Annotated in this window: 14 protein-coding genes; 5 read left to right on the top strand and 9 right to left on the bottom strand. The window is 60.1% G+C overall.

Translation table 11 applies throughout. The annotated features are described in order from the left end of the window. On the top strand, positions 1 to 186 hold a 186-nt coding region (locus tag BGRAMDRAFT_RS17320), incomplete at its 5' end, for a cold-shock protein (RefSeq protein ID WP_063825216.1). Positions 187 to 360: 174 nt separating this feature from the next. On the opposite strand, the gene BGRAMDRAFT_RS17315 is transcribed toward BGRAMDRAFT_RS17320, so the two are convergent. From BGRAMDRAFT_RS17315 to icd, 9 genes are all read right to left on the bottom strand, one after another. Next, complete coding sequence (locus tag BGRAMDRAFT_RS17315) at positions 361 to 1170, bottom strand: hypothetical protein (RefSeq protein WP_044021259.1); 810 nt, start codon at positions 1168 to 1170, stop codon at positions 361 to 363. Between the two features lie 226 nt (positions 1171 to 1396). Next, entirely contained in the window at positions 1397 to 2125 is a 729-nt protein-coding gene (locus BGRAMDRAFT_RS17310) for an immunity 52 family protein (protein ID WP_006050096.1), read from the bottom strand. A gap of 24 nt (positions 2126 to 2149) precedes the next feature. Beyond that, a complete protein-coding gene (locus BGRAMDRAFT_RS17305; protein WP_044021257.1) occupies positions 2150 to 2872 on the bottom strand; it encodes an immunity 52 family protein in 723 nt (240 codons plus the stop codon). Between the two features lie 7 nt (positions 2873 to 2879). Then, a complete protein-coding gene (locus tag BGRAMDRAFT_RS17300; protein ID WP_044021255.1) occupies positions 2880 to 3482 on the bottom strand; it encodes a restriction endonuclease fold toxin 5 domain-containing protein in 603 nt (200 codons plus the stop codon). Further along, entirely contained in the window at positions 3370 to 3837 is a 468-nt protein-coding gene (locus BGRAMDRAFT_RS17295; RefSeq protein ID WP_006050093.1) for a hypothetical protein, read from the bottom strand. Before BGRAMDRAFT_RS17295 ends, BGRAMDRAFT_RS17300 begins: the two co-directional genes overlap by 113 nt. Further along, positions 3830 to 4339, bottom strand: coding sequence for a DUF4123 domain-containing protein (locus BGRAMDRAFT_RS17290; protein ID WP_006050092.1), 510 nt, complete (start codon positions 4337 to 4339; stop codon positions 3830 to 3832). The genes BGRAMDRAFT_RS17295 and BGRAMDRAFT_RS17290 overlap by 8 nt, the downstream gene beginning before the upstream one ends. 3 nt (positions 4340 to 4342) lie before the next feature. Beyond that, complete coding sequence (locus tag BGRAMDRAFT_RS17285) at positions 4343 to 4756, bottom strand: PAAR domain-containing protein (RefSeq protein WP_006050091.1); 414 nt, start codon at positions 4754 to 4756, stop codon at positions 4343 to 4345. Positions 4757 to 4924: 168 nt separating this feature from the next. Then, positions 4925 to 5230, bottom strand: coding sequence for a DUF1330 domain-containing protein (locus BGRAMDRAFT_RS17280; protein WP_006050090.1), 306 nt, complete (start codon positions 5228 to 5230; stop codon positions 4925 to 4927). Between the two features lie 236 nt (positions 5231 to 5466). Beyond that, positions 5467 to 6723 (bottom strand): NADP-dependent isocitrate dehydrogenase, encoded by a 1257-nt coding sequence (icd, locus tag BGRAMDRAFT_RS17275; RefSeq protein ID WP_006050089.1) that lies wholly within the window; start codon positions 6721 to 6723, stop codon positions 5467 to 5469. A 339-nt stretch (positions 6724 to 7062) separates the two neighbouring features. Between icd and BGRAMDRAFT_RS17270 the strand changes: the two genes are divergently transcribed. The 4 genes from BGRAMDRAFT_RS17270 (at position 7063) to fusA (ending at position 11249) form a co-directional block, all read left to right on the top strand. Continuing rightward, the gene (locus BGRAMDRAFT_RS17270; protein ID WP_006050088.1) at positions 7063 to 7632 is read left to right on the top strand and encodes a pseudouridine synthase; all 570 of its coding nucleotides are present in this window, start codon (positions 7063 to 7065) and stop codon (positions 7630 to 7632) included. 386 nt (positions 7633 to 8018) lie between these two features. Further along, a complete protein-coding gene (locus BGRAMDRAFT_RS33695; protein ID WP_027212290.1) occupies positions 8019 to 8213 on the top strand; it encodes a hypothetical protein in 195 nt (64 codons plus the stop codon). Between the two features lie 145 nt (positions 8214 to 8358). Further along, complete coding sequence (locus tag BGRAMDRAFT_RS17265) at positions 8359 to 8889, top strand: DUF192 domain-containing protein (RefSeq protein ID WP_006050087.1); 531 nt, start codon at positions 8359 to 8361, stop codon at positions 8887 to 8889. A 254-nt stretch (positions 8890 to 9143) separates the two neighbouring features. Next, positions 9144 to 11249 carry an elongation factor G gene (gene fusA, locus BGRAMDRAFT_RS17260; protein WP_006050086.1) on the top strand — a complete coding sequence of 702 codons (2106 nt, stop codon included), beginning with the start codon at positions 9144 to 9146 and terminating at the stop codon, positions 11247 to 11249. Positions 11250 to 11433 lie beyond the last annotated feature (184 nt).

Here is an 11433-nt window from a genome sequence, read left to right as displayed (position 1 = left end):
TGGTTCAATGACGCACAAGGTTTCGGATTCATCACGCCGGATGAAGGCGGCGAGGATCTGTTTGCACACTTCTCGGCCATCCAGATGAATGGGTTCAAGACCCTCAAGGAAGGCCAAAAGGTGACCTTCGAGGTCGTGCAAGGCCCGAAGGGCAAACAGGCATCGAACATCCAGGCACCCGCCTGATACTTGTTCGATACCCGTCCTTTTGAAACCCGGCTTCGCGCCGGGTTTCTTTTTGGGCGATTATTTTTTCGCTTCTTTTTTTGCGTGCGTTTTCGGTGCGGCGATTTACCGTCCGCGGCGAATCGCCGATGTCCCAAATAACGGGCAAATTGTTGCGCTGGCTATTGTTTATTGCTATTGCACGGCGGCGTGTGTCATCGAGCGCTGAAGTTCGAGGCTTCGAGAAAGGTCGCCTTCGTAAGTCGCAATGCCCTGGTGGCTGAGGTTCGAGCGCGTATCGATGACGGGCGTGATGCCGATGCTCTCGACCAGGTGACAAAACCAGTAGTCCTCCGACAGGTAGACCCGCGTCTCTGGATCGATTCCGGTATCGAAAAACGCATAAAGAAAGTCGGCGGTCTTGCCCTCGTCGAGTTCCGGGCGGCCGACGAACGGCGAGCGGCACCGCAATTCCGGATAACGCGCGATCAGCGCGACAAACACCTCGCGGCGGATCAGCATGAAACCGGTCGGCGCGTAGCGCGCGTCGAGGAAACCGTCGGCGTCCGGCTCGAGCGAGTCGGTGCGCGCGACAGCCGGATAGGTCGCGTAGAGCGCGCGGAAGTCCGCTTTGGTCGAACCGGCCGGCATCGCATGCGTGAGTCCGGTTGCCGGCCAGCCGTCGTTCTTCAACGGATAAACGCCTGCCGCGACGGGTCGATCGACGCGCAAGAGACGCACGACATCTTCGCCCCTGAAACCGATGTCGCTATCGATCCACATCAGGTGAGTAAAGCGGTCGTCCGCGAGGAATTCGGCGACCATCGTATTGCGCGCGCGTGTGATGAGGCTGTCGAAACTGTTGAAGTTCACGCGAATGCCGAAACCGTGTGTCGACGACATGTCGTAGAGGTCGAGCAGTCCGAGTGCGTAGCCCGTGGTAACGACGGCGCCGTAGCTCGGCGTGACGACGTAGACGTTTGCGGCGATGTGAGCTGGGTTCATGTTCTGATCGTTATCTGATTGCATGCGGGAGGCGGCTGTCGTCCGCCGCGCCGTAACTTAACCGAGGCGGCGCGTTGTGCGTCTCGATAAAGTTGCGGCTGTGGCGGTGTGGGTGCAATCAGCGATCGTTAGGCGTGGGAAAACCCGGCTGATTGGGTGTGGCCGGGTTTTCTAGAGGGTGCGAACTGCGTGTGGTGGCGGTGCGTGCGGGTCTGGCACCGCGCGCTTAGATGTCCGCGTAGGCGGGTAATAAATCCTGATCGACCAAGCGGATTTCGATGCGGTTTGCGACTTCGACGTGCTCAGGGTTGTCCGCAGAGAATACCGCGTCGGTGACGCTGACGATGATCGTGCCGGTTTGCTCGCGGCCGGCCGCGGGCACGGCAATCAACGCGCGAGCTTCCGGCACTTGCTGCACTGTGATGACTTTTGGCAGGTACAACATCCAGCCGACGCCGGGTTTGTCGTCGAATATGCGTTTTTCGAAATATTCAGGCGGCCAGATTTCAGCAATGATTGGATCGAATTCCGTCGCGATGAGGCTGACGTAATATACGAAGTCGTCGTAGTTGATCAGCTCGCCATTTGTAATCTCTGCTCGATTCGTCAGCGACACTTCAACGGAGCTCGATTCGCCCTGCGGCAAAATCTGACACCTCATACTGCCGCCGATTTCCGTTCCTTCCCGGTGCGCCCAGATCCCGACGGAAGTCACATCCGTGACACCTCGGAATTCCTCTCTGATGACGGCAAGCGCTGCCGCAGATGGTGCGTCGCCATCGAAAGCCGGGTACAGCTTAGCCTCTTTCGCCGTGTAGCCTTTCAGATGCCATTCGCTTTTCGCTATTCCGCCGCGCAGCGCGATTGCGCCCGCGATCCGGCCGAGCCGGGACAGCGCGATCTCAAAGTCGGTCGGCGCGAGAGTCGCATCGCGAAACTCAACGTTGATTTCCATCCTCGTACCGACGTGTGCCATCGCTCAAATATCGGCGTAAGCCGGAAGCAAATCCAGATCGACCAAGCGAATTTCGATGCGGTTTGCGACTTCGACGTGCTCGGGATTGTCGACGGAGAAGACCGCGTCTGTGACGCTGACGATGATCGTGCCGGTTTGCTCGCGGCCGGACGCGGGCACGGGAATCAACGCGCGAGCTTCCGGCACTTGCTGCACTGTGATGACTTTTGGCAGGTACAGCATCCAGCCGACGCCGGGTTTGTCGTCGAATACGCGTCGCTCGAAATATTCTTTCGGCGTTACTTCCACGACAAGCGGTTCGAATGTGGCGACGATCGCCTGAACTACACGAGCCATGTCGTCCGCCGATTCTGGGGCCAGCGCCGTATCGATATCAAGCGTCGCCCGATCGGGCAGCACCTTTGCATCCGATACTTGACATGAAATCACGGCGCTGTCGTCATCGCATGCGTCATTCCAGATCGCGGCATGCGATACGCCACGCTTTTTACCGCCGGCTCGCGTCGTCAGCACGGCGAGTGCTGAGGTAGAAGGCTCTCCGTTTTCGTCAAAGGCTGGATAGAGGCGAGCCTCCTCCAGCGAGTCGGCTGTCAGTCGCCAGTTGGCATGTGCCATCAGCGGCTGTTTCGCGAACAGCGCAGCGACGAGCCGCGATTCACGAGTCAACATTTCCCGAAAATCATGGGACGGCAGTGAAGCGTCCCGAAAGAGTGCATTTATTTCCATTGTCGGATCACGGTTGGTAGACAGCTGGAACGCCCACGCGCGTGAGCAGCGGGGCCATCTTTTTGTACGTGAGCGGCGTTTGAAAGTACCACGTCATGCGTGCAGGCGGACTCATGCGCACCACGGTGCCCTGCTCAACGATCTGGTCTTCCATCGTCCTGAAACCTTCGAACCACTTTTCGGCCTTCGGGATTGACCCATCAAGAAACTGATCGTACTTGCCCTTTGCTTCTTGAAGCATGCACGCTCCCGCCTGAAACCCGTCGAAGTCAATGCCGAGCCATTGCCACTCGTCGCTCCATCGGCATTCCTCGACGTCAAACGCAAAGCCCGTGATTCGCGCTTGATACTGGTAGGAATTCCAGTTGACCCCGTGGTTGCGGCGAACCTTCGATCCCCCCTCCGGCGGACACTTCTTGCAACTTTCCTCAGTCCGCGGCAGCGTCCGCGCAGCCGGCGCGGCCTTGCTGTCTTCCTTCGTCGTATCGCCCGACATGCTAGCCGTTCCCGCTACCGCCGCCCCGCCCAATAAAGCTGCGCCAACGCGCGCCAAGACCGGACCGAGCGCCGTCGCTGCTCCCTCGATTAACGGTATTGCCAGACCCGCCATTGCTTAGTCCTCCCTGAAATTCAGGATGTTCGATCTTCCAGCGCACGACGCGCACATAGTCGTGAAACCGTTCGTCCGCCGAGCGGCCCGGACGCGTCAACCACGCGCGTATTGCGGGCTGTTCGTAAAAGCCCGGCGCATACGCCTCGATGCGAAGAAACGCGACGAGATTCTCGTCACGCTCGATGCCAGGTTCGCGCGCCGCCTTGAACGCGCGCCAAAGCCGCGACGAAAGCGTCGCGTCGTCCGCGAGCTTCGGATCGTCTTTGCACAAATCCGCCCGCACGCCATCGACAAATCCCTTCGCATCAATTTCGGCCAGCGCCGCAACCTGTTCCGTCGTCAGCTCAAGCATGCGGGTGCACTCTCGTCAGTTCGCCGTTGACCTCGATCAGCCAGTCGAGCGTCGGCACAAAAAATTCGATGCGCTGCGTGAACGACAGCAGGTCTGCGATCTCGCTCATCAAGCGAGCATCGTAAAAGCGCAGCAGCGCGGTGCGACCGTCGGGCATGCGCGCGTCTAAACGCGCTCGCAACTCGTCGGCAAGCGAAGCAAAGGGATAGGCGCTGACGAGCCATGAAACGCCCTGAGCTCCTGCGCCCATCGCGAAGAGTGACTGTCGAACGTCGCCGGTTGCCTGCTCGACATCGATCAACCACGGTCCGGCGTCGGCCAATGATGCGTCGGGTGTGCCGTCGAATAACGCAATAGCGGATGCGGGCCGTTCCACTGACTCGTCATCACCATTCGCTGCCGTGGCCGCATAAAGCAGCGCGTCGATGAGCGCATACAGCCGCAGCGGCAACGTCGCCTGCGCCTGGCGCTGTGCGAAATAAGTGTCGATCGTCGACGGCACGGCTTACCCCCGCATCACCATCGTTGCGCCACTTTCTGCCGCGGCTTTCAGGCGTTCGAGGCAGAGCGTCGGACTCGGAGACAGCGGCAACGCAGTAGCCGCCGCGAGCGCTGCGCCGGTATGCGCCTGCCCTTGCCCGTCGTCGCTAAGAGCGGAACTCGACTGCGACGCGATCAGCGTCGCGCCGCATGCAGTGCGCATACCTTCGACAGCCGTATTTCGACCGTCGATTGCGTGCGGATAACGACGGCCGAGCACGTCGGGCAAGATCGGAAATGTGCCCTTGCATTGCGGACACGCAACCATATGGCCGACGCCCGAAATGGGCTTGCCTTCCACCGTTGCTGTCGGGTTTCCTTCAAGCACTCTGCCGCCGTGCGACGTTGTGTCGCCTTCGCAAATAATGCTGCGTCCCAAGTGGCCCTCTCTCAGTTCTGTTTCGTCTGAACTTTATCATCGGCAAGCGACAAAACGAACGAGTCGGGATGTGCGAGAGCTTAAGAAGTGTTAATTCACTTTCCGGAGTTTATTTTTCAATCGACCTCGCCTTTCCGTTGTTGGTTAAAGCGCTGCTCAACACACTACCTAAGCCGTTCCCTCCACCAAAACAAAATTCCCGCTCGCCGCCCCTGCGCGCAAAACTTTCGCCGCCTGATATTCCGGGCTCTCATAGAACGCCTTCGCGTCAGCGAACGAATCGAATTCGATAACCATGTGCTTCGTGTGCGTCTCGCCCTCCACATGTTCGTGTCGGCCGGAAACTGCGATGACCTTTGGCGCGACGTGTTTCGCGGCGAAGCTCGCTATCGCTTCGCCTGCGGCTTTTGAATAGATGGCGTAAGCGTTTGCGTCGGTGATGTTGACGTGTGCGATCAAATAACCTTTTGGCACGTGTGATATTCCTGTGGTTGACGGCCGCGCACTGTGCGCAGCCCGAGCCTCGCACTGTGCCCGTGTCAATGCCGCCGATAAAGCCGTCGCGAAGAACAAGACAATTCGAGCCGCACTAATAATCCGTGTTGGCGCGCCGCGCAAACGAACATGAAATAAAAAACCCAGCTAATCGTTCGCATTAGCTGGGTTTTTATCGACCTGACGGGACGTTGCCGCGCGTCCCCAAAGCCAGACTACATATTCTCGATCATCACCTGCCCGAACCCCGAACATGACACCTGCGTCGCGCCTTCCATCAAACGCGCGAAGTCGTACGTGACGCGCTTTTGCAGAATCGACGTTTCCATCGACTTGATAATCAGATCCGCCGCCTCGAGCCAGCCGAGATGGCGCAGCATCATTTCCGCCGAGAGAATTTCCGAGCCCGGATTCACGTAGTCTTTGCCCGCGTACTTGGGCGCCGTACCGTGAGTGGCCTCGAACATCGCGACCGAATCCGACATGTTCGCGCCCGGCGCGATGCCGATGCCGCCCACTTGCGCGGCCAGCGCGTCAGACACGTAGTCGCCGTTCAGATTGAGCGTGGCGATCACGTCGTATTCGGCGGGGCGCAACAGAATCTGCTGCAGGAAAGCGTCGGCGATCACATCCTTGACGACGATGTCGCCGCCCGTCTTCGGATTCTTGACCTTCATCCACGGACCGCCGTCGATCAGCTCCGCGTTGAACTCCTTCTGCGCGAGCGCATAACCATAGTCACGGAACGCGCCTTCCGTGTACTTCATGATGTTGCCCTTGTGCACGAGCGTGACCGAGCGGCGGTCATTGTCGATCGCATACTGGATCGCCTTGCGCACGAGACGCTCCGTGCCCTCGCGCGAGACCGGCTTGATGCCGATGCCCGACGTATCCGGGAAGCGGATCTTCTTCACGCCCATCTCTTCCTGCAGGAACTTGATGACCTTCTTTGCCTGCTCGGACTCGGCCGGCCATTCGATGCCCGCGTAGATATCTTCGGAGTTCTCGCGGAAGATCACCATGTTGGTCTTTTCCGGCTCACGCACCGGCGATGGCACGCCCTTGAAATACTGCACCGGACGCAGGCATACGTACAAATCGAGTTCCTGACGCAGCGCGACGTTCAGCGAACGGATGCCGCCGCCGACGGGCGTGGTGAGCGGTCCCTTGATCGACACCACATATTCCTTCAGCACCTGTAGCGTTTCTTCAGGCAGCCACACGTCCGGCCCGTACACTCGCGTCGATTTCTCGCCCGCGTAGATCTCCATCCAGTGGATTTTCTTCTTGCCCGCGTAAGCCTTCTCGACCGCTGCGTCCACGACCTTGATCATGACCGGCGTGATGTCGAGGCCGGTGCCGTCGCCTTCGATATACGGAATGATCGGCTGATCCGAAACGTTGAGCGAGAAATCCGCATTGACGGTGATCTTGTCACCACCGGTCGGAACCTTGATGTGCTGATACGGCATGATCGGACTCCAGTGAAGGCTGTGCTGCAAGCTGATGGGAGACTGCCAAGACGATGCTCCTCGCTACGCGCAATGCCGGACGCGCGCACGCGGCCTGGCCGTTATTCTAGCCCACACGGCCGCGGCATCGAGGCCGCCGCGGCTCGGGGTTTTCCAACATGCAGACTGGGATAAAGCACGGCGTCCGTCTGTTGTCTTGTCCATCTCGTCGATGAGCGCAGCCGCCCCGCCGCGCCCTATGCATTATTATCCCGCCATTCGCCACAGGCATCGCTCCTGCGGCCCCGCGTCGCGCCTCATGCTGCTGCGGCGGGCGCCGCACGACATCATCACCTTCCTATGCGCCTCATCGCTCTGAACAAGCCGTTCGGCACCATCTGCCAGTTTTCCGCGCACGAAACGCGCGCGTCGCTCGCCGACTGGGTCAAGGTGCCGGGCGTGTATCCGGCGGGCCGTCTCGATTCGGACAGCGAGGGCCTGCTGCTTCTCACCGACGACGGCGCGCTGCAAGCGCGCATCGCCGAGCCGCGTCACAAGCTCGTCAAGCGCTATTGGGCGCAAGTGGAAGGCGCGGTGGATTCGGCCGCGCTGAAGAAGCTCGCGCGCGGCGTCGATCTCGGCGATTACGTGACGAAGCCGTGTCGCGCCGAGTACGTCGAGCCAGGCGACACGCTATGGACGCGCACGCCGCCCATTCGCTATCGCGCCGCGATTCCGACGACATGGATCGAGTTGTCCATCACCGAAGGCAAGAACCGCCAGGTGCGCCGCATGACGGCCGCGGTCGGCTTTCCGACGCTGCGTCTCGTGCGCGTCGGCATGGGCGCGCTGGATATTTTTTCGCTCGGCCTGCAACCGGGCGAGAGCGTCGAGTTGCCGCACAACGCGCCTTGGGAAGGCGTCGCCTGATTCGCTAACTCGTTGTATGCGCGAACAAAATCGCGCGTGAAACCAGCTAATGAAAAAGCCGTGAAACAGCGGCTCGCGCATGCACGGCTCGAAGCCTGGTTCAACTCAATGTCGCGTGCTGAAATTTTCCGCAAAATTGACGTCAACCGGTGCGCAAGCTCACGCGTTATTCGACGCAGATGCCGCCCGAAGCTGTCCGGCATTCAGCCTTAAGAGCCTTTGTACAAGCCGCTTGTGCGGTCCGTGCGGGCAGTCTGAGCGCTCGGCAGACGCGTCGAAAATTTGTTCGATGCGCTGTCAACCGAAAGGTGGATGGCACGTTTACCGACATGACTCAAACATAACCGGGTCATTTGGTTAATTAACTCAAGCTGAGGATTTTCAAAATGAACAAACTGATCGCCGCTCTGGTCGCTGGCCTTTTCGCAACGGCAGCATTCGCACAAGCTTCGGCACCGGCAGCAGCTTCGGCAGCTCCGGCAGCAGCAGCTTCGTCGGCAAAGAAGACCACGAAGCACGCTCACAAGAAGTCGCACAAGAAGGCAGCTGCTGCAGCAGCCGCTTCGGCAGCTTCGGAGTAAGTTTGTCGTAAAAAACGCAGTCAAGAACTCGCTTCATTGCCGTTCTTACGGCGTTGAAAGGCAGATCACCGCAAGGCGATCTGCCTTTTTGTTTTTGACGCGCTCGCGTAACATTCCCCGGTTAATCTCAGCAAGGAGTCACGCCGTGCGATTTCCCCTGCGCTCGTTGATGGCGCGCTTCATGACACCTTTCATGGCACGTCTCGCCGTTGCCGCGATCCTGCCGTTCGCGGCCCTGTCGTTTTCGGCTCTGAATGCACTGCCTGCTCACGCGCAGCAAATGCCCTCTGGCGCAAAACAGCCAGGCGAATTTCCGCGCGCGAAGCTGACCGCGGGCATGTTCGTGATCGACGCGGCCGTCGCCGCGAACGACGCCGACCGCGAGCAGGGCCTGATGTACCGCACGAGCCTCGCGCCCAACGAAGGCATGCTGTTCGTCTTCAATGAAAACGCCGTGCATTGCTTCTGGATGAAAAACACGCTGATTCCGTTGTCGATCGCGTTCATTCGCGCGGACGGCACCGTGACCGACATCGACGAAATGCAGGCCGAGACGACGAATAACCACTGCCCGAAGAACAACGGCGTGTACGCGCTCGAGATGAGCAAGGGCTGGTTCACGTCGAAAGGGATCAAGCCTGGCATGAAGATTCAGGGGCTTCCGGCGGCGCAGTAAAACCACGCGCAGCGTCGCCTCGCTCACCGCAAAGCCGGTGCCTGTTCATAAGGCATCGGCTTTTGTCGTTTTTACGCTCCGCGCGCCGCCAGCCACACCGCCAGCCACGCCACAGCCACACCTGGCAAGATTCCTGCAAAAGACGGGCCGACGCGCTATCCTAGTAGTCTTAGCAACGCAGCACTCCCGCGGTTCGGGCGGCACAGACTGCCGCCCGGCAAGCGTTTCAGGCGCGCTATTCCAAGGAGGTTCACGTGCCCCGCAAGACTCCCATCGAGCGCTACCGGAATATCGGCATCAGCGCTCACATCGATGCCGGCAAAACCACCACCACTGAACGCATCCTGTTCTACACCGGCGTGACCCACAAGATCGGCGAGGTTCACGACGGTGCGGCGACGATGGACTGGATGGAACAGGAGCAGGAGCGCGGCATCACGATCACGTCGGCGGCCACCACCGCCTTCTGGAAGGGCATGGCCGGCAACTATCCCGAGCATCGGATCAACATCATCGACACGCCGGGGCACGTCGACTTCACGATCGAAGTCGAGCGCTCCATGCGCGTGCTCGACGGCGCCTGCATGGTCTACGACTCGGTCGGCGGCGTGCAGCCGCAATCGGAAACCGTCTGGCGTCAGGCGAACAAGTACAAGGTGCCGCGCATCGCGTTCGTCAACAAGATGGACCGCGTCGGCGCGGACTTTTTCCGCGTGCAGCGTCAGATCGGCGACCGCCTGAAAGGTATCGCCGTGCCCATCCAGATTCCGATCGGCGCGGAAGAGCACTTCCAAGGCGTGGTCGATCTCGTCAAGATGAAGGCGATCTTCTGGGACGAAGAGAACCAGGGCATCAAGTTCGAGTACCGCGATATCCCCGCGGAACTCGCGGCAACGGCTAAGGAGTGGCACGACAAGATGGTCGAAGCCGCCGCCGAAGCGAGCGAGGAACTGCTGGAAAAATATCTGGGCGGCGACACGCTGACCGAAGACGAAATCAAGCACGGCATCCGCACACGCTGCATCGCCAATGAAATCGTGCCGATGCTGTGCGGCAGCGCGTTCAAGAACAAGGGCGTGCAGGCCATGCTCGACGCGGTGATCGACTACCTGCCGTCGCCGGTCGACGTGCCCGCCATCACCGGTCACGACGAACACGACAACGAAATCGAGCGTCATCCGAACGACACCGATCCGTTCTCGGCGCTCGCCTTCAAGATCATGACCGACCCGTTCGTCGGCCAGCTGATTTTCTTCCGCGTGTACTCGGGCGTCGTTAATTCGGGCGACACGGTCTACAACGCGATCAAGGAAAAGAAGGAGCGCCTCGGCCGCATCCTGCAGATGCACGCGAACGAGCGCAAGGAAATCAAGGAAGTCTACGCAGGCGACATCGCCGCGGCGGTCGGCCTGAAGGAAGCGACAACCGGCGACACGCTGTGCGATCCGAACAACGTGATCATCCTCGAAAAGATGATCTTCCCGGAGCCGGTGATCTCGCAGGCTGTGGAGCCGAAGACCAAGGTCGACCAGGAAAAGATGGGCATCGCGCTCAATCGTCTCGCGCAGGAAGACCCGTCGTTCCGCGTGCAAACGGACGAGGAATCCGGCCAGACAATCATCTCCGGCATGGGCGAGCTGCACCTGGAAATTCTCGTCGACCGGATGAAGCGCGAGTTCGGTGTCGAGGCGACTGTGGGCAAGCCGCAGGTTGCTTATCGCGAGACGGTGCGCAACAAGGTCGAGGACGTCGAAGGCAAGTTCGTCAAGCAGTCGGGCGGCCGCGGCCAGTACGGCCACGCGGTCATCACGCTCGAGCCCGCGCCGCAGGGCAAGGGCTACGAATTCGTCGACGCGATCAAGGGCGGCGTGATTCCGCGCGAATACATTCCGGCCGTCGACAAGGGCATCCAGGAAACGCTGAAGGCCGGCGTGCTTGCGGGCTATCCGGTGGTCGACGTCAAGGTGACGCTGACCTTCGGCTCGTACCACGACGTGGACTCGAATGAAAACGCGTTCCGCATGGCCGGCTCGATGGCGTTCAAGGAAGCCATGCGCAAGGCCAAGCCCGTGCTGCTCGAACCGATGATGGCCGTCGAAGTCGAAACGCCCGAAGACTTCATGGGCAACGTGATGGGCGATCTGTCGAGCCGTCGCGGAATGGTGCAAGGCATGGAAGACATCGCGGGCGGCGGCGGCAAGCTCGTGCGCGCGGAAGTGCCGCTGGCGGAAATGTTCGGCTATTCGACGTCGCTGCGTTCGGCGACGCAAGGCCGCGCGACCTACACGATGGAGTTCAAGCACTATGCTGAAACGCCGAACAACGTCGCGGAAGCCGTCATCAACGCGAAGCACAAGTAAGCCTGTGCGCCGGTGACAAAAGCCTGGGTTCTGCAAGGCAAAGCAGGCGAAGCCCGTCCCTCGTGGACGGGCTTTTTTTCGTCGATCGAATAAGCTCGTGAGCGCACTCACGCGACGCGCAGCTTTTTTAACGTGTAAAAATGCCGGACGGGGCCGCGAAGTTCGCCCCGCCTCCCAAGCCACG

Source organism: Paraburkholderia graminis C4D1M, from assembly GCF_000172415.1.
GTDB classification, from domain to species: domain Bacteria; phylum Pseudomonadota; class Gammaproteobacteria; order Burkholderiales; family Burkholderiaceae; genus Paraburkholderia; species Paraburkholderia graminis.
The sequence above is the reverse complement of the archived record's forward strand: the minus strand, read 5'-3'. Positions and strand labels throughout refer to the sequence as shown.